General features: G+C 38.5%; 25 protein-coding genes and 1 riboswitch. Of the genes, 15 read left to right on the top strand and 10 right to left on the bottom strand.

Going from position 1 to position 25,875, the window contains the following annotated elements; all coding sequences use genetic code 11:
• Positions 1-294: 294 nt before the first annotated feature.
• The gene (locus I6E85_RS16885; RefSeq protein ID WP_004335040.1) at positions 295-435 is read right to left on the bottom strand and encodes a hypothetical protein; all 141 of its coding nucleotides are present in this window, start codon (positions 433-435) and stop codon (positions 295-297) included.
• Positions 436-762: 327 nt separating this feature from the next.
• Between I6E85_RS16885 and I6E85_RS16880 the strand changes: the two genes are divergently transcribed.
• Positions 763-1,632 (top strand): diacylglycerol kinase family protein, encoded by an 870-nt coding sequence (locus I6E85_RS16880; protein ID WP_197237173.1) that lies wholly within the window; start codon positions 763-765, stop codon positions 1,630-1,632.
• Positions 1,633-1,669: 37 nt separating this feature from the next.
• On the opposite strand, the gene I6E85_RS16875 is transcribed toward I6E85_RS16880, so the two are convergent.
• Positions 1,670-2,599 carry a DMT family transporter gene (locus I6E85_RS16875; protein ID WP_007579798.1) on the bottom strand — a complete coding sequence of 310 codons (930 nt, stop codon included), beginning with the start codon at positions 2,597-2,599 and terminating at the stop codon, positions 1,670-1,672.
• Between the two features lie 102 nt (positions 2,600-2,701).
• Between I6E85_RS16875 and I6E85_RS16870 the strand changes: the two genes are divergently transcribed.
• Positions 2,702-4,144, top strand: coding sequence for a PLP-dependent aminotransferase family protein (locus tag I6E85_RS16870; protein WP_197237172.1), 1,443 nt, complete (start codon positions 2,702-2,704; stop codon positions 4,142-4,144).
• A 237-nt stretch (positions 4,145-4,381) separates the two neighbouring features.
• Here I6E85_RS16870 and I6E85_RS16865 read toward each other — a convergent pair whose 3' ends face one another.
• A complete protein-coding gene (locus I6E85_RS16865) occupies positions 4,382-5,176 on the bottom strand; it encodes a YggN family protein (RefSeq protein ID WP_197113382.1) in 795 nt (264 codons plus the stop codon).
• 388 nt (positions 5,177-5,564) lie between these two features.
• Here I6E85_RS16865 and I6E85_RS16860 point away from each other — a divergent pair, with 388 nt between their 5' ends.
• Positions 5,565-5,750 carry a PA3496 family putative envelope integrity protein gene (locus I6E85_RS16860; protein ID WP_007579801.1) on the top strand — a complete coding sequence of 62 codons (186 nt, stop codon included), beginning with the start codon at positions 5,565-5,567 and terminating at the stop codon, positions 5,748-5,750.
• A 118-nt stretch (positions 5,751-5,868) separates the two neighbouring features.
• Here I6E85_RS16860 and I6E85_RS16855 read toward each other — a convergent pair whose 3' ends face one another.
• The 3 genes from I6E85_RS16855 to I6E85_RS16845 form a co-directional block, all read right to left on the bottom strand.
• The gene (locus I6E85_RS16855) at positions 5,869-6,366 is read right to left on the bottom strand and encodes a glutathione peroxidase (protein WP_101216222.1); all 498 of its coding nucleotides are present in this window, start codon (positions 6,364-6,366) and stop codon (positions 5,869-5,871) included.
• A gap of 73 nt (positions 6,367-6,439) precedes the next feature.
• Complete coding sequence (locus I6E85_RS16850; protein WP_004335020.1) at positions 6,440-6,739, bottom strand: AzlD domain-containing protein; 300 nt, start codon at positions 6,737-6,739, stop codon at positions 6,440-6,442.
• The gene (locus I6E85_RS16845; protein ID WP_024589490.1) at positions 6,736-7,440 is read right to left on the bottom strand and encodes an AzlC family ABC transporter permease; all 705 of its coding nucleotides are present in this window, start codon (positions 7,438-7,440) and stop codon (positions 6,736-6,738) included. Before I6E85_RS16845 ends, I6E85_RS16850 begins: the two co-directional genes overlap by 4 nt.
• 107 nt (positions 7,441-7,547) lie before the next feature.
• Between I6E85_RS16845 and I6E85_RS16840 the strand changes: the two genes are divergently transcribed.
• From I6E85_RS16840 to I6E85_RS16825, 4 genes are all read left to right on the top strand, one after another.
• Positions 7,548-8,204 (top strand): cytochrome b/b6 domain-containing protein, encoded by a 657-nt coding sequence (locus tag I6E85_RS16840; protein ID WP_197237171.1) that lies wholly within the window; start codon positions 7,548-7,550, stop codon positions 8,202-8,204.
• Between the two features lie 88 nt (positions 8,205-8,292).
• A riboswitch (cyclic di-GMP riboswitch) is annotated at positions 8,293-8,381 on the top strand.
• A gap of 96 nt (positions 8,382-8,477) precedes the next feature.
• Positions 8,478-9,041 carry a chitin-binding protein gene (locus I6E85_RS16835; protein WP_197237170.1) on the top strand — a complete coding sequence of 188 codons (564 nt, stop codon included), beginning with the start codon at positions 8,478-8,480 and terminating at the stop codon, positions 9,039-9,041.
• A 142-nt stretch (positions 9,042-9,183) separates the two neighbouring features.
• Positions 9,184-11,259: a S9 family peptidase gene (locus I6E85_RS16830; RefSeq protein WP_197237169.1), complete on the top strand. Its 2,076-nt coding sequence runs from the start codon at positions 9,184-9,186 to the stop codon at positions 11,257-11,259.
• 60 nt (positions 11,260-11,319) lie between these two features.
• Entirely contained in the window at positions 11,320-11,718 is a 399-nt protein-coding gene (locus I6E85_RS16825) for a hypothetical protein (protein ID WP_007579808.1), read from the top strand.
• Positions 11,719-11,740: 22 nt separating this feature from the next.
• Here the strand turns inward: I6E85_RS16825 and I6E85_RS16820 are convergent, their stop codons facing one another.
• A complete protein-coding gene (locus I6E85_RS16820; RefSeq protein ID WP_007579810.1) occupies positions 11,741-12,493 on the bottom strand; it encodes a LytTR family DNA-binding domain-containing protein in 753 nt (250 codons plus the stop codon).
• Positions 12,494-12,731: 238 nt separating this feature from the next.
• Between I6E85_RS16820 and I6E85_RS16815 the strand changes: the two genes are divergently transcribed.
• The gene (locus I6E85_RS16815) at positions 12,732-15,674 is read left to right on the top strand and encodes a TonB-dependent receptor (RefSeq protein WP_165722827.1); all 2,943 of its coding nucleotides are present in this window, start codon (positions 12,732-12,734) and stop codon (positions 15,672-15,674) included.
• Positions 15,675-15,957: 283 nt separating this feature from the next.
• Here I6E85_RS16815 and I6E85_RS16810 read toward each other — a convergent pair whose 3' ends face one another.
• A complete protein-coding gene (locus tag I6E85_RS16810; protein ID WP_004334993.1) occupies positions 15,958-16,431 on the bottom strand; it encodes a Dps family protein in 474 nt (157 codons plus the stop codon).
• Positions 16,432-16,765: 334 nt separating this feature from the next.
• Here I6E85_RS16810 and I6E85_RS16805 point away from each other — a divergent pair, with 334 nt between their 5' ends.
• Complete coding sequence (locus I6E85_RS16805) at positions 16,766-16,975, top strand: hypothetical protein (RefSeq protein WP_007579816.1); 210 nt, start codon at positions 16,766-16,768, stop codon at positions 16,973-16,975.
• Here the strand turns inward: I6E85_RS16805 and I6E85_RS16800 are convergent.
• Both I6E85_RS16800 and I6E85_RS16795 read right to left on the bottom strand, forming a co-directional pair.
• Positions 16,972-17,577 (bottom strand): alpha/beta fold hydrolase, encoded by a 606-nt coding sequence (locus tag I6E85_RS16800; protein WP_010554854.1) that lies wholly within the window; start codon positions 17,575-17,577, stop codon positions 16,972-16,974. The two genes, I6E85_RS16805 and I6E85_RS16800, sit on opposite strands and share 4 nt — an antisense overlap.
• 183 nt (positions 17,578-17,760) lie before the next feature.
• Positions 17,761-18,297: a YaeQ family protein gene (locus I6E85_RS16795; RefSeq protein ID WP_024593828.1), complete on the bottom strand. Its 537-nt coding sequence runs from the start codon at positions 18,295-18,297 to the stop codon at positions 17,761-17,763.
• Positions 18,298-18,801: 504 nt separating this feature from the next.
• Here I6E85_RS16795 and I6E85_RS16790 point away from each other — a divergent pair.
• From I6E85_RS16790 to I6E85_RS16765, 6 genes are read left to right on the top strand one after another with little or no spacing between them, the layout of a single operon-like run.
• Positions 18,802-19,044 (top strand): type I restriction-modification enzyme R subunit C-terminal domain-containing protein, encoded by a 243-nt coding sequence (locus I6E85_RS16790; protein WP_197237168.1) that lies wholly within the window; start codon positions 18,802-18,804, stop codon positions 19,042-19,044.
• Positions 19,041-20,786, top strand: a complete 1,746-nt coding sequence (locus I6E85_RS16785; protein ID WP_197237167.1) for a restriction endonuclease subunit S — start codon at positions 19,041-19,043, stop codon at positions 20,784-20,786. Before I6E85_RS16790 ends, I6E85_RS16785 begins: the two co-directional genes overlap by 4 nt.
• Positions 20,786-22,477: an AAA family ATPase gene (locus I6E85_RS16780; RefSeq protein ID WP_197237166.1), complete on the top strand. Its 1,692-nt coding sequence runs from the start codon at positions 20,786-20,788 to the stop codon at positions 22,475-22,477. The genes I6E85_RS16785 and I6E85_RS16780 overlap by 1 nt, the downstream gene beginning before the upstream one ends.
• Positions 22,464-23,246 (top strand): HNH endonuclease, encoded by a 783-nt coding sequence (locus I6E85_RS16775; RefSeq protein ID WP_197237165.1) that lies wholly within the window; start codon positions 22,464-22,466, stop codon positions 23,244-23,246. The genes I6E85_RS16780 and I6E85_RS16775 overlap by 14 nt, the downstream gene beginning before the upstream one ends.
• Positions 23,246-24,328 (top strand): PDDEXK nuclease domain-containing protein, encoded by a 1,083-nt coding sequence (locus tag I6E85_RS16770; protein ID WP_197237164.1) that lies wholly within the window; start codon positions 23,246-23,248, stop codon positions 24,326-24,328. The genes I6E85_RS16775 and I6E85_RS16770 overlap by 1 nt, the downstream gene beginning before the upstream one ends.
• Entirely contained in the window at positions 24,325-25,869 is a 1,545-nt protein-coding gene (locus I6E85_RS16765; RefSeq protein ID WP_197237163.1) for a class I SAM-dependent DNA methyltransferase, read from the top strand. The genes I6E85_RS16770 and I6E85_RS16765 overlap by 4 nt, the downstream gene beginning before the upstream one ends.
• The last annotated feature ends 6 nt before the right edge of the window (positions 25,870-25,875 follow it).

Here is a 25,875-nt window from a genome sequence, read left to right as displayed (position 1 = left end):
GATTTGAACCCTAGATGGGCTATAAACCCATGCCGGTTTTCAAGACCGGTGCATTCGACCACTCTGCCATCTCTCCGTGACGCAGAATAATACTTAGGTGATACCGCTGTGTAAATAGCAAAATGACTGTTTGCCTAAAAAACGTACGTAAATGAGGCTTTTTTTGTAAATAAGGGGAAATTAAGGCAATTTTTAATAAAATAAATAGGTTGCAGCAAACAAGGGGAGCTAAATAAGTGACTTCATTTAGTGGTTGAGTGTTCGCTGCACCGAAAAATAATCATGGTTGGGTGATTATTTATATTGAGCTGCGCCGCTAAGTGCTAGTCTTTTACCAATAGTGTTAAGTTTAGCTAACATTCTTGCTTTACGGTTAGTTGGTTTAACTGCTACTTGAGCTGCTGCTGTTTGATTTAATGTGTTAATTGGTTTCATTATTTTGCTCCGGGTTGTATATGTTGAAATCGCGTGCATTTTGCACGTTGTTTGATTAAAAAGACAACGATAAAAATTGAGCCTGACGGATTAGTTAAACTAATCCTTGTTGATTCTATTAACGTGCGGTTCAGTGTTTTTTATTATAGTTTTTGCATAAATAGTTAAAATAAAATCGTCTTTACTCTCGCCAATACTGGTGTTTTTGTGTTTTTTTATTTATTTATATGCATTTTACACAACCTTTTTTGACTAGTTATTCAGATTAAAAAAACTCAATTAAACTCTTTTTTATTCGTTCTTAAATACATTGTTGGAAACAAAAGCTTGTCACTACTAATAATTATTAAACCAAGTACAAAAAAACAGAGTGAAAAATCACTAATGTGGCTTAAAAGCATTTGTAAAAAACGCAGTTTTTCTTATTGTATGTTTACTACAACGGGAAACTTTAACGATGACTGCGCTCAAATAAGGTTGCTACTGAGTAAATTTACCAAAGTAGTTGTACTTGGCGGAGACGGTACATTGAGCTTGGCGGTTAATGCGTTAATAGGGAGTAGCTGTACGTTAGCATTATTGCCTTGCGGTACAGGTAATGATTTCTCGAGAGGGTTTAGTTGCAAAGAAGATGATTGGCGAAAGGCATTATTTAATACACCGACAGCAATTGATGTAGGAAAAATTAATAGCCGCTATTTTATTAATATTGCAGGGGTAGGGTTTGATGCCCATGTAGTTAAAGCGATTAATGCTAAAACTAGCTTTTCATCTTTTGATTACAGTTGGACGAGCATTAAAGCGCTATTTTATTATCAAGCTCAGCAGTTACAAGGTACGTTTAATAACGATGTTCGGCAGTATAAAAATTTAATTACCGTATTTGCTAATCATAAGTACTTTGGTGGTGGTCTAGAAATAGCGCCAAAAGCAGATTTAACTGATGGGCTGCTTGAGTGTTATCAAATGCGATCGGGTGGGCTTTTTTATAATGTAATAAGCTTCATGAAGTTGTTTTTTAAGCGCCATCAGCATATAAAAAACCTTAACTACAGTCGCTTAAATACAGCTTCCATAAAAACTGAAGGGTTATTGATTGAAGCAGATGGTGAACTGGTAGGTAAAACTCCTGCCGTTATTAGTGTACATGGGCAGGCTTTACTTTTTCATATGCCAATAAAAAAGCGCCTACAGTAGGGTAGGCGCTTTTACGTTAGTTGCGTTAATAACGCGTCTAACTGGGGACGGAGCCACTTTTAGCCATTGCTCTATTAGCTAAAAAGGCGTTAATTCGTTTTGTTGGAGTAAGCACAATGGCGTTACCTAATAGCACTAGGCTAAATCCTGCAAAGGTATTTGCGTGCCATTCAAAGCCTTCAAAAAAGCTACTCAGTGTTACTGCCACTAATGGGAATAAAACAATAACGTAGCTGGCTTTTTCAGGGCCTATATTTCTAAGTAGAGCAAAGTAGCAACCAAAAGCGATTACAGTGCCAAATATTGATAGATAAAGTAGTGATAACCAGTAACTTGGTGGAGCGTTTAAACTAAATTGCACATCGTTCATTAATACATATAAAGCCAAGCCTATAGCGCTGTATAACATACCCCATGCATTGCCTTGCAATACACCAATTTGTTTACGAGAATTACGAACGCTTACCATATTTCCTAATGAAGCCACAAAGGTGCCACCAAGGGCAAGTAGTAACCCGACCAATGCACCATTACTCAAGTCGAACTGCTGTAACTGTGGCCAAAACAGACACGTAATACCTAATACAGCGAGTACAGCACCTGTATAAATTCGTTTTGAGATTGGCTTACCAAAAAATAACCGAGTATTGACTATGTTCATAACCAGCAGCATTGAAAAGGCAATAGAGGTCATGGCTGAGGTAAGGTGATTTTGTGCCCAGTAAAGCATTAAATAATTTAATCCAAAATTACAAATGGCTAATAAAACAAAAAAGCCATGATCCAGTAACTTAAATCGCATGTCGGGTTTTTTGTACGCTACATATAACCACATTAAAAGCGCTGCAATAGCAAAGCGATAAAATAACGATAACTCTACCGCAATATCACCTAACTGAAACTCTATGGCTAACCAAGTTGAGCCCCAAATTAAAACAGTTGTAATGTATAGCGCTGCACTTTTCATGGTTAGTCTCCAAAGCCCGATTGAATGGCTATTTTAAGACCTATCTGTATACTTACCATATACAGAAAAGTAAAAATGTAACCTATACAGATTTGGTGTGTGATGATAAGACAAAAAAATAGCCAAGGGCATGAGTTTTTATATCAGCAAGTTATTCAGTTGATTAGAGATATGAGCGCTCAACAAGTTTTACTCCCCGGCGAAAAACTTCCATCACTGCGTAAAATGGCAGATAACTTAAGCATAAGTATCCCCACTGTAAAACAGGCTTACCAGTCACTTGAAGATCAAGGGTTAGTAGAGGCGCGTGAAAAATCAGGATATTTTTTAAAAGTCGTTAGCATGGCGCATAATTTACCTAAGCGAGTTAAATTAAGTCGCGAACCTGTTGTGGTAAATAAACAAGCCTTAATAGAGCAGGTGTACAGCGCGATTCATCAAGCGAACGTAGTCCCTTTTGGTATCGCTAACCCAATTGCCGCAGCACCTACCGATAAAGCACTCGCCAGAAACATGCGCCGTGTAATGACAATTGCGGGCAGTAAAGCCATAAACTATGGCCCAACAGATGGGTTTGTACCGCTGAAAAAGCAATTAGTGCATCGCTATTTAGATTTTGGTATTGGCATTGATATGGACGAACTTGTTATCACCAATGGTGCGCAAGAGGCCATGGCTATTGCGCTTAAGTGCGTGACAAAGCCAGGCGATGTAGTGGCTATTGAGACACCTTGTTATCACGGGATTATAGAGCTAATAGAAAGCTTAGGGCTTAAAGCGCTCGAAATACCACTGTGCCCAGATAATGGCATTTGGTTAAGCGATTTGGAGCGCGCTTTAAATGAGCATGACATAAAAGCGTGTTTATTCTCGACAGCAATTAGTAACCCTGTGGGCAGCTTTATGCCAGATACAAACAGGCAGCAGCTGGTGGAGTTACTCGAAAGCCACGACGTAGTGCTTATTGAAGATGACGTATACGGCGATTTATATTTTACGGCAAAACGAGGCACACCTGCTTTAGCGTACTCTAAAAAAGGATTAGTGATCAGTTGCTCATCTTTTTCTAAAACCGCAGCGCCTAGCTATCGTGTGGGTTGGGTCGTTGCCGGTAAATTTGCAACACAAGCGCGGCGATATAAACGAGCACTAAGTTGCTCCGCTTCGTTAATAAACCAATGGGCGTTATCAGAATTTATTGCCAGCGGCGAGTACGACCGTAACTTAAAGGTACTCAGGCAGCGCCTGCGCGATAACAAAGAGCGTATGCGATGGTGTTTACAACAAGCTATGCCAAAAAATACACGTATAAGCGATCCAAAAGGAGGCTGTGTAATGTGGCTAGATTTAGGAAGCGAGTACGATAGTCAAAAATTATTTTTACTTGCTCTTGAGGTTGGTATTAGTATTACCCCTGGGCTTATTTTTTCAGCCTCTAATAAGTATAAAAGCTGCGTAAGGTTAAGTTATGGTGTGCCGTGGAGCGAGCAGATAGAGCAAGCCATTATTACTCTGGGTAAGCTTACTTTATTAGCTAAAAAGTAATACCAATCTGCTTATATATGGGGTCTATTTAACGTTAAGAAAATTACGCTAGAACTAGGCAAAAGTTTTTGTATCTAGTTGTTCTAAATAAAAATTTTTAACGAAGTTATAGTGCAATTTAATTCGTTAAATTGATCAAAGATTTATGCAGGTTGGTATAACTTTGGGAAACACAAAAAAGCAGCATTTAAGTAAACTTAAGTGCTGCCAAAGGGATGTTAAATAACGTTTGCTGTACTAATTCTGTTTAAAGCTAAATAATTGGTAACCTTTAAGCTCTGGCACTTGCATTACTAATTGTTCTTCTTGTTTTGCAATATCAGCAAAGTTTTCACATAAAGAGTTAGCTCTCTCTTCAAGTGCGCTTGCATGTAGCTCTACTTTTTCTTCTATTTGTGCACCCATATTTTCCATGCGTTGTTCAAAGGCATCCATATCGCCGCCTGAACCAAGTAACTCAGAACCTAAAGCCACTAAAATACTGCCCATTGATTGCATTACTGCTGATTCAACTGCTGTTTCTATCTGCTGCTCAAATTGTTGTTCAAAGTTTTCGCCAAATTGATTAAAACTTTGTTGGCCCATTACAAATGTACCTTGCTGGTAAAATGTGTTTTCTACCTCAATTTTAATGTCGTCCATAAGCTCAGACATATTATCAAGACCGTCAATATTAAATGCATTGCCTACTTCTTCTAATGCCACACCGGCAATTTTAACACCCTCAAGCGCTATGTTAGCTACTTCAGGTAATTGAGTGCGTAAGCTGTCAGAGTACTTATTCAGTGCTTCGCGTTGTGAGCTATTAAGCGCTACAAGCTCGCCATTTACGGTTAAGTCACCATGGGCATTAAATTGCATAGTTTTATTATTGGCAGTAAAAATTTCTAATTCGTTTGGTTTAATACGTACATCGTTTTTAAATTCGACGTTACATTCATCGTTACTAAATGAAATTGCAGAATCGTTGTCGTTATGAGCCATAGCGGCTGGCGTACAAATTAATGCGCTAACTAATAGTAATTTTTTCATGTTTGTTCTCTACTTTTTGTTGATGACGATTAATTAATAACAAGTTTGATGCCAATTTTATTTTTTCATAAAAAACAATTGATTAAGTGTTTTTCTTTATTTTTTAGCAAGTCAAAATAATTAATAAATAGCTATTTTTTAGTCAAATTGGCTAACTAATAAAAATTAATAAATTTTATTTATCGATACGATAAAAAACTCTCACTTTCCTCAATTCAAATTTAGCGCTATTTATTCACATTACTGACATGAAGACTATTTACAGTAGTCGCGTGGCTTTATTTTGATGTTAATTTGCAGAGCACTTTAGCATTAAACATTTTTAATTTTACCGGCTATTGCGATAATAAAATCCTTGGTTGGTCTCAAACACTTTATGGAGTGGGTTGTGGGTAAGACATTTAGTTACGATGCGCTAGATGACGATTTTGTTGAAGACGAGTACGAAATGCTCGGACGTAATCAACACGATAAGAACAAGCAAAAGGTTAAAAAGAAGTTGGAAGACTACCTTGAGCAAAAACGCTTGCGTAAAAATCTAGGCGAAGACGATTTAAGCGATTACACCGATTAAATTTCACTAGTATAAATAAAATACCAATTAATATTGAGAGTTTAAATGTGCAGTTATGCGTATGTTTAAGTTTCGATAGTATTGGTAATAAAGAGGCCTTGCGCCTCTTTATTACTTTTTAAAGCGTACTTTTAGCCTGTGCTAATGCTTTTTGAATTGTAAGTTCTAGCTTTTCGGGCTTAGTAAAAGGTGCATAACGTTTAATTGGCGTACCATCTGCGGCAATTAAAAATTTAGTAAAATTCCACTTTATTTTACGTGTTAAAAAACCAGGTAAAGCCGATTTCAAGTGACGAAATACAGGATGTGCATGCTCACCGTTTACATCTACTTTGGCCGCCATTAAAAAGCTCACACCAAAATTAATTAAGCACCCTTGCTCTATTTGCGTTGCGTCGCCGGGTTCTTGTTGACCAAATTGATTGCACGGAAATCCCAGAATAACTAAACCTTGGCTAGCATACTTATTGTGCAAAGCTTGCAGTGACTCGTACTGGTAGGTAAATCCACATTTACTTGCGGTATTAACAATAAGCACAACCTTCCCTTCAAAATCATTAAAGTTGATCGGTTGACCCTGTAAGCTTGTTGCGCTTAATTGATGAAATTCGTGCATATTGGCGTCTTTTTTATTGTTGTTAGCCGCATTTTAACCTGAGTGCAGTATTTCATAAAGTATAAAGATCGCACTAATTTAAAATTAGAAATAGCCCCATACCGGCAAGCGTAGTGTAATAAATATTATGTGTTTTGTAGGCAACAATAATGGCGACTATTGCTGCGCTTAAATAAGGGTTTTGCCAGTTTAAGTTAATGCCATCTTCATTCAAAAACACGATAGGCACCCAAATTGCTGTAAGCACTGCTGGTGCGCTAAAGCTTAAAAATTGCTGCATTTTAGGGCCTACTTTAAACGGCAAAGCACGGTGTAAAAATAAATAACGCGTAAAAAATGTAATGCACGCCATGAGTAAAATAGTCGTCATCATGGCGTTACTTCCTTTTTAGTGGTTAGTCTTGCTGTGCTGTAACCTGCGGCCATTGCCAGCAGCGCTGAGCAAACAAGCCATAACTCAAATCCTGTGCTTTTTAAAAGCGTTGCGCTAATGCCTGCTACAATTACCGTAACGAGTGAGGCCAAATTTTTAATGCCCGGAATAACCAAAGCTATAAACGTGGCAGCAATGGCAAAGTCGAGCCCTAAATTAGTTAAGTCGGGCAGCATTGTGCCTGCTACAATGCCAATTAACGTCCAAATATTCCATGCAATATAAAAGCTAAAACCAGCGCTCAATGCGTATATTAAACGTGTTTTTGTTCTGTACGCTTTTCTATGGTGAGAAAATGCAAATAGCTCATCGGTTAATACAAAACTTACTGGTAAGCGCCAACGCATAGGTTGGTCAATTACCTTATGACGCACAGCTAAACCGTATAAAAAGTGCCGAGAGCTAATAATAAATGTTGTGAATAAAATTGTGAGCAATGGTGTGTTGCCCGCCATAAGTTCAATCGCAACAAGCTGTGCAGAGCCTGCAAAGACTAATAACGACATTGCTTGGGTTTCTAGTGCACTAAAGCCATTTTGAATCGCTAAAGAACCACATAAAATGCCCCAAGGAACAACAGCTAAACACAGTGGTAGCATATCTAAAAAGCCTTTTAAAATAGCTTTTTTAACTGGTTGCATGATATTTACTCGCACGGCTTGTAGAATGGCTCATAAGGATACCTTAATATTATGATGTTAAAGTAGTTAACGAATTAGATAATACTGTTTTTTTAAGGATAGGCGCAATGACGACGTTAAAAGTGTGGGATGGGTTTATTAGATGCTTTCATTGGTTTTTGGTTGTAAGTATTGCGGTGCTTTATTTTAGTATTGAAGAGGGCATGATTGAGCTTCATTTTGTTGCTGGGTTCTTTACTTTAGCACTCATCGTAACGCGTTTAATATGGGGCATTATCGGAAGTAAAACCGCGAGATTAAGTGGGTTGCTGCACTCTCCTCGTGCTATTTTAAAGGCACTAAAGACACCAAGCGACTCGCTAGGTCATTCAGCACCTGGCAGTTGTATGGTAATGGTATTTTTTATAATTATAATTACGCAGCTTATTACCGGGTTAATGAGTAGTGATGGCATTTTAACTGACGGCCCGCTTGCTCAATATGTGTCTAGCGATACGATTGATTTTGCAAATTGGCTACATGAGCTGAATTTTGACATTTTACTTTATGCTATTGGTCTACATGTATTAGCTATTATTGTTTATAGAATAAAAGGTAAGCCGCTAGTTAAGGCGATGATCACAGGCTCAAAAGAGTTAAAAGCGGATGACTCTGTGGCTAAAGTAACAAAAGCGTCTTGGCCTGCGTGGCTAATATTTATATCTTTATTGGTGTTGCTGATATTTACGTGGGCGAAAGAACCTTTAACTTATTTATTTAGTTAAAAACACATTAAACCAACCTTAAAGGGTTGGTTTTTATTTTTTGTTACATTCTTTTGTTTGATTTTTATGCGGGGCCTAATTATAATCGCCGCATTGCTGGCAAACTAATCGAAAGATTAGGGCGCAAAGTTTCCGGTCTAAGGCTTTTTATAAAGCTATGGTAGCGGGACTACTGCATAACGTGTTGTTATGTATCACTTGCCCTCAGTGTATTTTTTGTGTATCCATAGTGTATGGATAAGATTTTGTAACTCTTAAGGTGTTGCCGTGTTTATGCATACGTCGTTGGCCTGTGGAAAGTGGTCAACAATAGGTTGCTTAAATCATCATACCCAATTGTTTATTGGCGATGTGGTGAGTGTAACCTTTTATGACATGCAAGGAGAGCTAGTTAGTTTATCATTTGATTACAAAATCACCTCGCTTGAACAAGGTGAGCCTCACGCATGGCCACGTTTAATTGCCGAGCATATTAACGTGCATGTACCTCTTGTTAGCGCAGGTAAAATGACCGAACAAGGTTTAATTGTTGCCTATAGAAACAATGAAATTTTTGCTTTGCAAAGCAGTGGTATATGTAAAGCGCATGTCGATTTTCATTGTATTGCAAAATGCGATGAGCGTGTTGTTAATAACCTTGATACTTATGATTACGTGTACCCTGAAAATTGTGAAAACTATAATGCGGGTACAAAGGTATTGCAGCCAAAAACAGGGCATATTTATCAATGTAGGCCTTGGCCATTTAATGAGTTTTGCCGCGCGAGTGACGATAAAAAGTTTATGTTCGAGCCCGGTATTGGACAAAGTTGGGCTATGGCTTGGCAGCAAATATAAGGCTGTTAGTGAATTATCTTCCCAAAGGTATAGCGGTTTTAGTAATGAAGCGTTTACCGTTTTAGCCCATCCAACTATTGGATGGGCTTTTTTATTTTTATGATAAACTGTAAATCACGTTATTTTTTTAATTGGTTTTGTTGTGTCTCGTCCTGACTATTCTTTAAGTTTATTACCTAATTTCCCGATTGCTAAACAGCAAGCCCATACATTAAGTACTCATAATAAAATACGCACTGATAATTACTATTGGATGCGTGATGACGATCGTCAGGATGAGCAAGTACTTGCACATTTACATGCTGAAAATGCGTATTGCGATGAACAGTTAGCTGCAATGAAGCCACTCCAAAATACACTTTTTGAAGAGTTAAAAGCACGCATTGTAAAAGACGATAACTCGGTACCCGTTAAAGACGGGAAATACTGGTATCACTCAGAAGTTCGTGGTGATGATGAATACTCGCGTCATTATAGAAGTACGAGCATAAAGGCCGATAATAAAGAGCTTTTACTTGATGTGAATGTATTAGCTGAAGGATTTGAGTTTTTTGAGCTGGGCGAAGTCGCACTAAGCCCATGCGAGCAGCTTATGGCTTACTCTGAAGATACTGAAGGTCGTCGTATTTATAATGTTCGCTTTAAAAGCTTAACGACCGGTGAAATGCTACCTGATGTACTTGAAAATACAGAAGGGCAGGTTGTTTGGGCTAACGACAATAAAACTGTTTTTTATGTAAAAAAAGATTTAAAAACGCTACTAGGATACCAAGTATTTAGGCATGAACTTGGCAGCGAGCAAAGCCAAGATGTAATGGTTTACGAAGAGCAAGACAGCAGCTTTTTTATGGGGCTTGGTAAAAGCCGCGACGAAGGCTTAATTATTATTGATTTAGCATCGACAGAGACCAACGATACATGGGTGCTTGATGCTAATAAGCCCACTGACGAATTTAAAGCATTAATGCCGCGTGAAGATGGCCACGAGTTTGACGTAGATAAGCTAGGTGACACATTTTATATTGTGACTAACTGGCAAGCTAAAAACTTTAGATTAATGACAGCAACAAACGAAACGATTGCTGATAAAACACAATGGTTTGAGCATACAGCTCACAGAGAAAATGTACTGCTTGAAGGTGTAGAGTTATTTAATGACTTTTTGGTATTGAGTGAACGCGAGCAAGGGCAAGCTCGATTCGTAGTTGTTAATAGGTTAGGGGATCGTATGGCACTTGAGTTTGCCGATCCTTGTTATTATGCTGCAATAGCAATGAACCCAGAGCCAGACACTCGCACTGCGCGTATTTATTACTCAAGCTTAACAACACCAGGTTCTTTATATGATGTTGATTTAGCAACTGGCGAAAAAACACTACTTAAACAGCAAAAAGTACTCGGTAGTTTTAATGCCGATGACTATCAGTCGGAGCGATTAATGGTAACTGCTCGCGACGGAGTTAAAGTACCTGTGTCTGTTGTTTATCGAAAAGACAGCTTTAAAAAAGATGGCACAAATCCGTTATTTCAATACGGCTATGGCGCCTATGGCTATACGATTGATCCTAGTTTTTCTAGTTCGTCACTGAGCTTGCTCGATCGTGGCTTTGTTTATGTTATTGCGCATGTTCGAGGCTCTGAAATGCTAGGTCGCAAATGGTATGAGCAAGGTAAAAAAGAGCATAAACAAAATAGCTTTAGTGACTTTATTGATGTGACAAAAGCGCTTGTTGATCAAGGTTATTGTGATAGCAATAAGGTGTTTGCCTCAGGCGGCAGTGCCGGTGGCTTATTAATGGGAGCGGTTGTAAACCAGGCACCAGAGTTATATTGCGGTGTTGGCTGTCATGTACCATTTTTAGACGTATTAACCACAATGCTTGATGAGAGTATTCCGCTCACAACAAATGAATACGATGAATGGGGTAATCCAAATGAGCCTCAATTTTATGATGTGATAGAAGCTTACTCGCCTTATGACAATATTAGCGCACAAAACTACCCGAACATACTCGTTACTACCGGTCTTCATGACTCACAAGTACAGTATTGGGAGCCTATGAAGTGGGTTGCAAAAATGCGTGAACTTAAAACAGACAGTAATATTTTAGTATTTAAAACCGATATGGATGCAGGTCATGGCGGTGCATCAGGTCGTTTTAAAAGCTTAGAAGAAAAAGCCCTCGAAATGGCCTTTTTTATTGCGCTGTTAAATTAACTGCAAAATCGGAAAATTGTATTACTCTATATATAGACGTTGATATATATAAGGTAATTTATGTTTGGAGCACATGGCGAATTTCAGATTTGTTCACAGCCCCCTCATATGTATTTAAAATTGAAGGGGAGCTTTAACAATGAAGGTATAACATCATTAACTAATGGTGTTATTCAAGAATTGAGCACTCACCCTGAAAATACGATTAAGTTTGTGATTGTTAACTTAAAAGAGTTTGAACTGTTAACTTTAGATAGTCTTGATTCGTTAGAGGCCTATTTTGCGGGTGTAAAAGAACGTGGCTATCAACGAGTTGACTATATAAACATTAATATCATAGCTAAAAACATGTTTGAAAAAGTATGGAAAAATAGCGATGTAGAAGTTAATTTTTATAAAGATACCGAAAGCTATTTATTAGTGCATCCAAGTGATAGTTATATAAAACAGAACTGGTAATTAATATGAGTATTATAAACCGCTACTGAAGAGGGCTTATAATACTCTCTAAACACCCTTTATAGCGCCTTGAAAGGTTTAAGCACATATCGTTTTTAAGTCTGACTTTATAATCGCCACTGTCAGTAGGCATTAGTTCGCAGATAGCTTGTTTTCTTACCAGCGTTGAGCGATGAATACGAATAAACCCTTCTGGCTCTAGCTGCTGTTCAATATTTTTCATGGTTTCGCGGTGTAATACCGGTGTACTACCTTGGGTAAAATGCAGCTCTACATAATTGCCCGCACCATTAATCCAAATAATATCTTTTATATCAATTAGCCTTACCTTACCTACATCTTTAACTACGATATGTGATGATGGTTTTTCGGTTTGTGTGCTTTGTTGATATTGACGTTCGGCCGCGCTTGCAATCGGGCAAAGGTGAATTAGTTTATCAAAGCATTTATCAATACGTGGTGCAGTTGAATCTACTATTAAAAAATCAACAGCGCCAACTTCAAAAGCAAAACTCGCAAAATGACCCGACTGGGCAATAATGACTAACTTAAGCTTTTTAGCTAGCTCTGTTAAATGCACTATTTGCATAGGGTCTGCCAGATTAGTTAGTTCGTAAAACAGTACGTTGTATTGATCTGTATCTATCTGATCTAATCTGTTTGCCTGAATAAAAGATTGAGATTCAAAGTGTCGGTGCTCTTGCACGCGCTTTGTTAAAAATGTTGCAAACTTAGTGTTACTAACAAAAGTTAATGCATGAAAAGAAGCGACCATTATTTTATATCTCTTGCTGTATATAATAATAAAGACCGTGCTTAGCGGAAAAACTGTTATGAAAAGTACAATATATTTATAAAATAATTGTGACGTACTAATTCGTCCCATCAAACTAGCTATTCATACCAAAGATTACGCCTAATAAATAACGTACGTAGAGTGTTTAAATAAATCCCCTTACTGTAATCCGCGAAGTAACTATTTAGTTACAAAAATAACAATTCAGGGGAATTATATGACATTAACTAACAAAGGTAGCGCGCGATTATTTAAAAAATCGTCGTTAACAGTTGCGCTAAGCAGCGCGATACTTGCAAGCATTTCATTTCAAGGTGTGGCTGCAGAAGATGACGAAATTACTAAAATAGAACGTGTACAAGTTACAGGCTCTCGCATTCGTTCAGCTGAGGCGATGTCATCAGCGCCTATTCAAGTTGTAGATAGCACAGCAATCGACGCATCTGGTTCATTAAATATTCAAGATTTACTACTAGATAATCCAGCATTTGGTTCACCGGCAATCAGTCGTACTAACTCAAACTTTAGTACAGCGAGTGCAGGTGTTGCGACTGTAGATTTACGTAATTTAGGTTCTAACCGTACATTGGTATTAGTTAACGGTCGTCGTTATGTATCAGGTGTACCAGGTAGCTCTGCTGTCGATTTAAACACTATTCCGAGCCAATTTATTGAACGTGTTGAAATTATGACAGGTGGTGCTTCATCTGTTTATGGCTCTGACGCTGTTGCTGGTGTAGTTAACTTTGTTTTAAAAGATGACTTTGAAGGCGTTGAGTTTGATGGTCAGTACGGTGAATCGAGTGAAGGTGATGATGAGTCACGCCAATTTAACTTTACCTCAGGCTTATCAAGCTCAGATGGTAAAGGACACGCAATGTTTCACCTTGGTTACTCTGATCAAGGCGCTGTTTTCTCACGTGATCGTGATCGCTCAGCGGTAGACCAATTTTCAGGTATTTTCTTCGAAGATGATCCAGTAGCAAATCCAGGTTCTGTATTTGATGCAGTAAGCCCGTTTTTATCTTCATTTCCACCACAAGGTCGTTTTAGCGCTGGGGATGAAACATTTACATTTAATGATGCAAACAACCTACAAAACTCATTTAGTACTAATGGCGGCGATGGCGTAGCTGCAAATGGTTTTAACCGAAGCGGTGTACGTACAATAGCAATACCTACAGAGCGTTACTTATTCGCCTCAAATGGTAGCTACGAGTTAAGCGACAAGCATAGCTTTTTTTATGAAGGCACTTACGCTGCAACAACAACCGTTTCTGAATTAGAGCCATTTCCTTTTGCCTCTGACGACATTTATGCAAATGGCCAGGTACCAATTGAATTTAATGTAAACGGTGAGCTTTTACGTAACGCGTTTGTTCCAGACGATATATATAACGCAGCAACCGATACCGATGGTGATGGCGCACGAGATATCTTCTTTGCAAAACGTTTAAGTGATATCGGTAATCGTGGAGCACGAGCAGAGCGTGATACATTCCGTTTAGCACTTGGTTTTCAAGGTGAAATAGCCGATGGTTGGTTTTACGATACTTACTATGTATACGGTAAAACAAAAGAGCAACAAGTTTCAGGCGGTCTAGTTAATGTACAAAGCTTCCGTCAAGGTTTAGAAGCTGTGATCGATAGCCAAGATTTAGATGGTGATGGTATTACTGATGAGGCTATCTGTATCGATGCGACAGCACGTGGCTTTAATTGTGCACCAGTAGACATTTATGGTTTTAATTCGTTATCGCAAGGTGCTATTGATTTTGTAAGTGCACCTAGCTCACTTTCAACGTCGGTTGAGCAAGAAATCATTGGTGGTAATATTTCAGGTGATTTATTTGATTTACCAGCAGGTACGGTAGGTATTGCAGCTGGTTTTGAATACCGCGAAGAATTTTCACGCAGTGAATTTGATGCACTACAGCAAGCAGGTCTTAATGCGGGTAATGCAATCCCAGCAACAGAAGGCTCGTTTGATGTAACTGAGTATTATGTAGAAGCAAATATCCCTGTGCTTGATACTGTAACAATGAACGCAGCTGTTCGTTTATCTGACTATTCAACTGTAGGTAGCACTGAAAGTTGGAATGTGGGTGTTGATTGGGAAGTAATGGATAGCTTACGTTTACGTGCTACTCGTGCTCGTTCAACACGTGCTCCAAATATCGATGAACTATTTTCTCCGCCTTCACAAACTTTCCCAAGTGGCTTAAACGATCCATGTTTAGGTGTTACTAATAGTGGCGGTGGTGCTGCTGGTGATGCTTGTCGAACAGATGGTGGTGTTACAACTAATATCGCTTCAAATGGTGAGTTCACGCTTAACCAGTCTGACTTACAAGGCATTAGTGGCTTTAACCGTGGTAACCAAGATTTAAAAGAAGAAGTTGGTGACTCTGTAACAGTAGGTTTAGTATTTACACCAGAAAACCTAATATCAGGACTAGATATTACGCTTGATTACTTTGATATCGAAATTACAGATGCAATAGTATCAACACCTCGTCAGTTTATTCTTGACCAATGTTATGGCGGCGGCGATACAAGCTTTTGTGACTTTGTAACTCGTCGTAGTGCGCCATCAGGTAATAATAGTGCTGGTTCACTAGAATTTATCGACAGTGGTGTATCTAACAGTGGTGGTTTAGGTACAGAAGGTGTTGATTTAACACTAACGTACTCTGCTGATATTGGTCCTGGTGCGTTTAGAACTCGTCTTGCTTATACTTACCTAATCGATGGTTATAGCATTCCACTTCCAGGCGCTGATAAAGATGAGTTTGCTGGAGAAATTGGTGCATCAGAGCATAAAGCTAACTGGAACTTTGGTTATAAACTTAACGACTTTGATTTTAACTGGAGCTTAACTTACATTGGCGCTGCAGACTTTGATGATCAATTCTTAAGTGGTTTTGGTATTGCTCCAGGTGGAGTAGGGATTGGTTCAGTAACGTATCATGATGTTCAAGCAAGTTACCATATCAGCGATTCAACAGAGCTTTACGCTGGTGCAAGTAACTTATTTGATAAAGAGCCACCACGCATTTTATCGGGTGTGAGCGGTTCAAGTACTGGTACTGAAACTGATGCTGGTACGTACGACCCAATTGGTCAATCATTCTACATAGGTTTTAGAAGTAAATTCTAACCAACAATAACGACACTAATATAGTTACTTAATTAGTTACGTTCACAAAGCCTCAGTATCGCTGGGGCTTTTTTATTGGAAAAAATAATAAGAGCAGTAATGCTTATACATTGTTTATCCCAATATATGAGCATTGTGCCCACTTAAACCAAAAACAACGCCACTGGTAACAGGGGCGTTGTTTAGTATTGGGAGGAGACTAATATAGTAACCGAATCGCTTGATTATTTAACGATTTATCCCTATTTGTGGCCCTCTTCATTGAGGGCTTTTTTTTGCTGGTTTAGTCTAAGTAAGCCTTTAGCATCCAAACCAATTTTTCTTGCTCTGAGATGTAATCGCTCATTAGTGAGGCTGTACCTTCATCGTCTGCATCACCAGCTTGGCTTAAAATATCACGCTGCATGTGAATTAATGTGCTGTAACCAGCAAGTAGGTTTTCTACGGCTGTAACGCCATCACTAATACCTTTAGCTTCTTTAATTTTACTTACTTCAAGGTAATCAGAAAATGCATGTAGAGGTGCGCCATCTAACGTTAAAATACGTTCTGCAACTTCATCTACTTTTAGAAGTAGTAAGTTATAAATTTCTTCAAACTTAACGTGTAGTTCAAAAAAGTTACGGCCTTTAATATTCCAGTGAAAGCCACGCGCGTTCATGTATTGAATCTGGTAGCTACTCAATAATGTATTGAGTGACTTTATGATGTCTTCGCTTTTTGCGCTGTTTAGACCAATTGCGTTTACATGTGACATAACTTGCTCCTGAATAACCGTTTGTTTGTGAACTTGTGATAAGTATTACTAATTTCGATAAATTAGTAAAATCGTTTAAATGTATCTAGTTAATAGTTTTAACCTATTAGCTGTTTTTGATACCTATATTCACTTTAGACTATTAATAGAAGTGGGTCTGATTAATAAAAATACTACCCCTCAAAAGTAAATAAACCTCAAAAGTATATAAATCATGATCTAAAACAAACTTTATTCAAGGTAATAACTTAGCTATTTTTTTATTGATGCAGGTCAAAAATCATTCACCCTAACGGCGCATAATAATGTTGTCGAAATAATTAGGAGAGATAACATGCATGCAAAAACAGCGAAACAAAATAAAGCAGAGTTAATAGTGGTAGGAATTGCAGTCATCGCATTTGTACTTGGGTTAGTAGCGCACTTAGCGGGTGCAAGCTTTGCGAACTCAGATTTTTTTGGCTACATTGCGGCGCCGATTCCGCTTATATTGGCAGTGGTATTTTTAATTAGTTATAAAATAGCAGCCAATGCTGAGGATTAATCTTTCTCGTTTAAGCACTTTAAAATGTAATCGAGTACTTGGCGCGAGTAAATCATACTGGTATGGCTTAAATGAAACACTTTATGTTCGGCCATACCTTTAAGTTTGGTTTCATCTAGTAATACAGTGCCATCTGACTGGCTACCTTTGACTATTAAGGGCATAAGCCCAATAGGTAAATCGCCCGCAATACTGTAAAGCTTAGCTTTAAAAGGCCAATTACCATTTTTAGTGAGTAAAAATTCAACACTATTTTTTAAAAATGATTCAAACCCTTTTTGCTTCATTTTTTGCGCTATATGGCTGCCTTTATGTGGAGTACCCAGTGTAATTACCTTCGTAACATTCTGGCTAGCAGGGGAGTTTGCCTCTAGGTAAGCACGTGCAATAAGCCCTCCCATTGAGTGGCATACAAGCGCTGCAGGTTCGTTAGAAATACACTCATCAATTTGTGCAAATATGGTATCGCGGTGAGGGTCGAGCGTATTATAGGTAATGTTTAATACCGTCATCCCCGATTCTTCAAGTCGTGAACAAAGTGGGCGCATAACAAAGCCAGACATATACAAGCCATGTAAAACAATAACGTGTTTAACTTTCATATGCTCCCTAATACCAATTTTATTAAAAACATGATCATTCTAGCGTATTAAATAATCCGCTACCTGCGTTAAAAATTATTTATATAGAACAACTATATGTCATAATTTTCGCCTTGTTATCGACTTATTTATTTGTCGCTATAATAGATAACTAATTTAATGCAATTGGTATAACTACCGTAATTACATTAATTGCAGCGGTTTTATTTCAATATTGGTTGTATCGGTATTTACCCATACTTCACCATCTTGAATGGTAATGGCGAGCTTAATTCCACGATCAACCAAAGCAGCAAGTGCTTGTGTTGCTGCATAATCAAGGCTAAAAATACTTAGATTTTTAAATTCATACAATTTAGGTTGGTGTTTTTGCCACCAAATTGCTTGATTGTTTTCACCGTAAGTATATAGCACCACTTTTTTAGATTTATTACAGGCTTTTTTAAGGCGTTTTTCATCTGGTAAGCCAAGCTCAACCCATAGTTCTATTTCTTCACTATAGCTTACATGCCAAAGTTCAGGCTCATCATCAGCGCTTAATCCTTTAGTAAATTCTAAACCATCACAGCTATTTAGCGCAAAAGCGAGTAAGCGAATCATCAACCGTTGATCGGTTTCTGATGGGTGTTGAGCCAAGGTTAAATTAAAATCTTGATAAACGTGGCGGTCCATATCGCTAAGCGATAACTGCACTTTCATAATGGTGGATTTAAGAGCCATAACAACTAATCTGAAAAAATTTGCGTCAGTATAGCGCAATTACGACTAGCACTTGTAAAAATAGTACACATACCTAAATCACTTAAAATTTGCCACTATTTATATGGTGCGTTATGGGTTTAGTTTATTTATATGCGGTGAGTAAAGCCCAAACTAAACCGGTCATGCTTTTTTAAGCACTAAACGAAACAATATAAAACCCGGATTTCACTACCTGTGCTTCTATGTCGCACTTACTAAAAGCGATTTTATGTGTGTTTTGCAGCATTAAGTTGAATGTTCCGTAACTTTCTCATACTCTACTTTTATTCACCGTGAGAAATAAAGCAATGAGTGGCTAAATACTAACGAGCCAAGAGCTTGTTGAGTACTTAAAGCTTAATGAAATAACAGCTTGTTGATAGGCTGGACAGGGTAAACTGGTAAGCTTTAAACTCGCTGGCCTATAGCTTTCTAAGCTTAAAAATATAGAAACCTAGATAGAAAAAAGGACTTTACTTCATCATGCCAGCACCAGCATTCCACTGTATTTATGGAGCCGCAAATCCAATGCTACGTTTGATAAAAGATCATATTGCCGCCATGAGTGGCATTGAGCATGATGATTATAATTTCAGCCCCTTTTCTGAAGACGGCGGTTTACAAAAAGCTTGGGGCTTATTTTCCGTTAGCAATTCAATCAGCAGCGGCCAAAATAACGAATTAGATAGCCTATTGGCTGAAATAAATCAGGAATTAATTGCGTGAGTGAAATAGAAAAATTGCCTGTAAAATGGCGACAATTTGAGTTAGGTGAAGTCGTAGAAATTCATGATAATGAACGCAAGCCTATTAATAATTCCGAACGAAATACTCGAACAGAAAATAAAGATCACAGTTCTTTATATCCGTATTACGGTGCCACAGGTCAAGTGGGTTGGATTGACGATTTCTTATCAGACCAAGAATCTGTACTAGTGGGTGAAGATGCAGCACCATTTCTTGATCCTATAAAGAACAAAGCATATCTAGCTAACGGTAAGTTTTGGGTTAACAATCACGCGCATATTTTGCGTGGCTTAAATGGGTTGGTTGCTAATAAATTCATTTTGCATCAAATGAACCATGTTGATTATCGCGACTATGTATCAGGTTCAACACGGTTGAAGTTAACAAAATCTGCTTTATGTAAAATGCCATTTATTATCTGCTCATACAAAGAGCAAAATCGCATCGTCGACAAACTCGAAGAACTTTTCTCCGAGCTAGATGAAGGTGTTAAAGAGCTCAAAGCTGCACAAAACAAACTTAACCAATACCGTCAGTCGCTACTAAAAAGTGCAGTTGAAGGTTCGCTGACCCAGCAATGGCGCGCCGAAAATAGCGACCGAGTGCAAGAAACAGGCGAGCAACTGTTAGCACGCATTTTAAAGCAGCGCCGCGAACAGTGGCAGCAACAAAAGCTTACCGAGTTTGCCGAAAAAGGCAAAACGCCCCCTAAAAACTGGCAAGATAAATACCCCGAACCCGTACAGCCCGACACCACCGATTTGCCCAAATTGCCTGAAGGCTGGATGTGGGCGAGCTTATCTCAACTGGTTGACTTAATTCAGATTGGACCATTTGGTTCTTTGTTACATAAAAGTGATTATATTTCTGGTGGTATACCGTTAATTAATCCTACACATATTAAAAACCTAAAAATCGAGCCGGATTATAATCTTTCAATTACTGAAGATAAATTGTCTAGCTTGCAGAAATATGTTATGTCTGAAGGTGATATTGTCATCGGTCGAAGAGGTGAAATGGGTAGGTGCGCTCTGGTTTCTGATAAAGAAGATGGCTGGCTTTGTGGGACTGGTAGTTTATTCATTCGTGTCCTTAAAAGTCTAAATCCTGAGTTCTACACGTGGGTTCTCAGCTCAAAAAGAACCAAAGACTTTTTAGCCGAGTTTAGTGTTGGCACCACCATGCAAAACTTGAATCAAAAGATTCTGCATTCTATTCCAGTTCCACTTTTACCAGAAAGTGAGCAAACAGCTGCTTCCGATATTCTTCATTCAGAATATGATCGAATAGATAAGCAAATCGAAGATATAAAGGTTGCTTTAAAACAATCCGAAGCTCAACGAAAAAACATATTAAAGTCGGCTTTTTCTGGTCAGCTTGTACCGCAGGACTCTAATGATGAACCCGCTTCGGTATTGCTTAAAAAAATCAAACAAGAGCGTGAGGCTTTAGCCAAAATACCTAAACCCCGTAAGCCGAGAAAACCTAAAAAAGTTGATATCATGAATACTTTACTTGAAGTGTTAACCGCTGAAAACGATTGGATTGATGCCCAAAATGCCTTTCAAAAATGTGGCATTGCTGATGGTACTTCAACCGATCGTATCGAAGAAATTTACGCTGAACTGCGCAAACTAGAAAAAACTGGCAGAATCCAAATTCAGCGCCTCGGTGACTTCGACCAATTAAAATTGATCACGCAAAACGTTAAGGAAGACTAATGCGCCTAGCCTCATTTACAATCGGATCAGATCGCGAAGGTGAACGCCAGCGGTTTAAAAACCTCAAAAATGTCACTATCGACTTTGAAGAACAAGAATGGATCACCTTAGTCATCGGCTGGAATGGTACAGGTAAATCAAATGTACTTGAGGCATTGGCAACAGTATTCCTAGAACTAATAGGTAAACCGCAAAAAAAAGGAACCCATTCTAAACCAGAGAATCCAAGCTTTGCTTATGAAATTGAATATTTATGTTATGGAAAGAAGATAAGAATCAAAGCTGAACCCGATAATTCAGCATCTAAATACACCATTAGCTACTACAGCATTGATCAACAAGATGATATTACGAATAAAGAAAATTACGAAAAAATTTCATTAGCGGAGTTTACAAAGCAAAGGGATTATTTCCTTCCAAAATATATTTTTGGTTATTACTCTGGTCATAGTGAGCGTATGCATGATGTGTTTCTTCCTTATCTTGAGAAATATGATGAAAATCTCAGGAATGGTATAAACCCTGGATTACGAAAATTATTCTATGCCAAGCCCGTACATAGCCAATTTGCATTGCTTGCTTTTATGCTAAATCGTGATGATTTTATTACTGACTTTCTTGAAAACCACTTTGGTATAGACACTGAGGTTGGTATAGATTCGGTATTGTTTGTTTTAAATCAGCCTCCTTGGAAGTCCAATGCATCGGATGGAGATCCTAGATTTTGGATGTCTAGGGGGGTTGTTAGAGATTTTTTATCTGGCCTTTATGATATTGCAATGGCGCCAATTCGCATTAAGAGAAAAACTCAAAAAAGCCTTTGGAATACAACAGAACTTGAACACCTTTATCTCTATGTCAAAGACTTGAAATCTTTAGAGCGTTTGGTAGGGGATAAACCAACTAGTGAATTCTTTCAAGAATTAGAAAGCACTTATGTTTCTGAGCTTATCAGTGAGGTGCGTATTCGCGTTAAGCTGAAAAAGAACGATGGCAGCGTGACTTTTCGTGAGTTAAGCGAAGGTGAGCAGCAGCTATTAACCGTGCTAGGCCTACTGAGATTTACTGCAGAAGAAGAAAGCCTGTTTTTACTGGATGAGCCTGATACCCACTTAAACCCAAAGTGGAGTGTGGATTACATTGATTATCTCAATAAGTTTGTCACCTCGGGCTCTAAAGGCGAAAACAGCAGCCATATCGTTTTAACCACCCACAACCCGATTGCTATCGCCGAATTAACTCGCGATCAGGTACAAATATTAAGCCGCGATGATGAGACCCGCACCATTGAATCGCATAAGCCGAACTTTGACCCCAGAGGCATGGGCTACGCGGGTATTATTACCAGCGACATGTTTGGTTTGGCGACATCAGTTGATAGTTATACTGAAGATTTATTAGAGCGAAAAAGGCAAATTACCGCTAAAGATGAAACGTTATCTCCAGCTGAAAAGGCAGATCTGCAAGCCATCAACGTAGAGTTAGATAATCTCGGATTTAGATTCTCAAACCGCGATAGAGTGTTTGAAGAGTATCTGCGTGCACGTTATGAATTCGATTCGCGAGCTGAGGATAAACAAAAGATCGATAAATTACCTTCAGATGAAAAACGCGCTGTGAGTAAAAAATTAATCCAACAGGTTCTAGCAAAGCTTAAACAAGAAAGCGGTGGCGAAGATGAGAAGAATTGATTTGCGTAAACTTAATCCTTCTCAAGAGTGGCGGACTCGCGCATTAAGTAAGCAAACTGACATTGATAATGGTGTCATCGAGGCTAAAGCCGCTTCCGCCATTTGGTCTGAGTTAAAGCAGAAACTAAAGGATTTGTCTAATAATAAGTGTTGGTACTGTGAGTCTAGGGAAGATAGATCAGACAACGCGGTGGATCACTTTCGTCCCAAAAGCCTCTACCCTTGGTTTGCGCTTGATTATGAAAATTTTCGTTTTGCTTGCACTTTTTGTAACAGCATTAGAAAGAACCCTGAAACGGGTGAAAGTGAAGGCAAAGGAGATCATTTCCCTCTTGTTAGCGGTGCACGGGCGGCAAACAGAGTTCAACGCAATACTGAACAATATTTGCTAATTGATCCATGCAAAACAACAGATATTAGTTTGCTTGATTTTTATGATGATGGACGTCCACGAGCAAAATATCCAAATGTTCCGGTTAAAAATGAAAGAGTTGTACGCTCGATTAAATATTACCATTTAGATCACCCTGACTTAAATGAAGCCAGAAGGCAGTTAGCTTTAGATATTAGAGACTGGATAGAAACTGGTGATGAACTATATCCAGAGCTCAATACTGGGAAAGCAATTATAGCTAAAGCGTTTGAAACTAATCTTGATAACATTGCCAGAGCTGTTGCATCTGACGCGCCATTCTCTGTCTTTGCGAAGAAGATGGTAAAAGGTTATCAAGATAGAGAATGGATAGAAGATTTATTGGAGTGCGCTTAATGTCAAAACCTACCGTTGAGCCTGAACTGTTTTCAGATATCCAAGCTTTAATTTCCCAAGCTAAACAACAAGCTGCGGTTGCGGTTAATGCATCATTAACCATGTTATATTGGCAAATTGGCCAACGTATTCACCAAGCGGTGTTAAAGGGTGAGCGCGCTGAGTACGGTAAACAGGTTATTGCTAACTTATCGGCCCAACTTACCAGTGAGCTAGGCAAAGGCTGGGGCAAGCGTAATTTGCAATATATGGTGCAATTTTACGAAATATTCCCTGAGCAACAGATTGTGCACGCACTGCGTGCAAAATTGAGCTGGACGCATTTTAAACAAATAATTCATTTAAAAGACCCTTTACAACGTGAATTTTACGCGCAAATGTGTGCGGTAGAAGGTTGGAGCGCGCGTACCTTAGATGATCGTATTAATAGTATGTTATTTGAACGTACGGCCTTGTCTAAAAAGCCTGAAGAGCTAATAAAAATAGAGTTACAAAAATTAGCTACGCAACAACCTGTTTCAGAAGCGTTGCTACTTAAAGACCCATACGTGTTAGATTTTTTAGGACTGAATGACCATTACCTCGAAAAAGATTTAGAAGATGCCATTTTGCGCGAGCTTGAACAGTTTTTGCTTGAGCTTGGGGCTGGTTTTTCGTTTATTGCTCGGCAAAAACGTATTCAGCTTGATGGTGATGATTTTTATATCGATTTATTGTTTTATAACCGTCAACTAAAGCGTTTAGTGGCTATTGATTTAAAGCTAGGGAAATTTAAACCCCACTATAAAGGCCAAATGGAGTTGTACTTACGCTGGCTAGATAAATATGAACGCCAAGTGGGTGAGCAAGCACCGCTTGGTATTATTTTGTGTGCGCAAAAGAACCAAGAGCAAATCGAATTACTGGAAATGGATGACGCGGGTATTCACGTAGCTGAATACTTAGCAGTGTTACCGAAACGGGAAATATTGCATCAACGCTTACAAGATGCGATTAATTCTGCCAAAAGTCGGTATAATCCCGCTCTTTTAGACAGCAGTGATCCTGAATGCAGTCAATCAGGCTTGGATAGTAAAAAATGAATGCACCCGCATTAGTACAAAAAGTTTGGAATTATTGTCATACATTACGAGATGATGGTGTTGGCTACGGTGATTATTTAGAACAGTTAACCTACCTGCTATTTTTAAAAATGGCACATGAGTATGCGTTGCCGCCTTATTCACGCGATACTAAAGTGCCCGTTGAATTTAATTGGGGAACTTTACAAGGCTTAACGGGTGAAAAGCTAGAAGAGCAATACCGTAAAGTTTTAAAAAATCTGGCCAATGAAGACGGCATGATTGGCGCTATTTTTTATAAATCAGAAAATAAAATTCCCGATCCTGCAAAGCTAGCTCGTATTGTTAAGATGATTAATGATGAGAATTGGATCAGCTTAGATTCAGATGCAAAAGGTGACTTATACGAAGGCTTATTGCAAAAGAATGCTGAAGATACTAAAAGTGGTGCTGGCCAATACTTTACGCCTCGTGCATTAATAGATGCAATGCTGGCTTGTGTTCAACCAGAGCCGAAAAAAACCATTGCAGATCCTGCATGCGGTACAGGTGGCTTTTTCTTAACCGCAAGTGATTGGATCACATTCGGTGATGAACAATGGATAGAAAAAGACATGAGCCATTGGAATCCATCAAAGCATGATGAGAACACCATTGCAAAATCAAAATTGAATAAAGACCAAGTTCAATTTTTACGTGATAAAACTTTCAGTGGTAATGAAATCGTACCCTCTACTCGTCGCATGTGTTTAATGAACTTATTCTTACACAACATCGGCAGCATAGATGGTGAGCCTGACGTTGAACGCGCTGATGCTTTACTTACACAGGTAAAAGACGAGGATAAAGTAGATTACGTGTTAGCTAATCCACCATTTGGCAAGAAAAGCAGCATGACTATTACTAATGCTGAAGGTGGCGAAGATAAAGATGCGTTAACCTATGTACGACAAGATTTTTGGGCGACCACAACCAATAAACAGTTAAACTTTTTACAGCATATTGTTTCTAGCTTGAAGGATACGGGTAAAGCAGCGGTAGTTTTACCTGACAACGTTTTATTTGAAGGTGGAGCAGGAGAGCGCATTCGCCGCAAGTGGTTAAACAATTGTGATGTGCATACTATTTTAAGGCTACCAACAGGTATTTTCTACGCTAATGGTGTTAAAGCTAATGTTGTATTTTTTGACAATGCTGCCCATGATAAAAAAATTCATACTAAAGGTATTTGGTTTTATGATTTAAGAACCAATAAACATTTCACGCTAAAACAGCGTCCTATGACACTTAATGATTTAAAAGATTTCATTACTTGTTATAACCCAGAAAACCGTCATGTTCGCGAAGAAACTGAACGATTTAAATATTACAGTTATGACGAGCTAATTAACCGTGATAAAGCGAGTCTTGACGTATTTTGGCTTAAAGATGATAGTTTAGATAACCTTGATAACTTGCCAGCACCAGATATTTTACAGCAAGAGATTATCGACCATTTAGAAGCCGCACTAGTTGCTTTTAGGGATGTAGCTGCAGGGCTGCCTTCAAGTACTGAAAGTTAAACGTAT

Source organism: Pseudoalteromonas sp. NZS71 (assembly GCF_015864715.1).
GTDB classification, from domain to species: Bacteria; Pseudomonadota; Gammaproteobacteria; order Enterobacterales; family Alteromonadaceae; genus Pseudoalteromonas; species Pseudoalteromonas arctica.
This window is presented reverse-complemented; position numbering and strand designations above follow the sequence as displayed.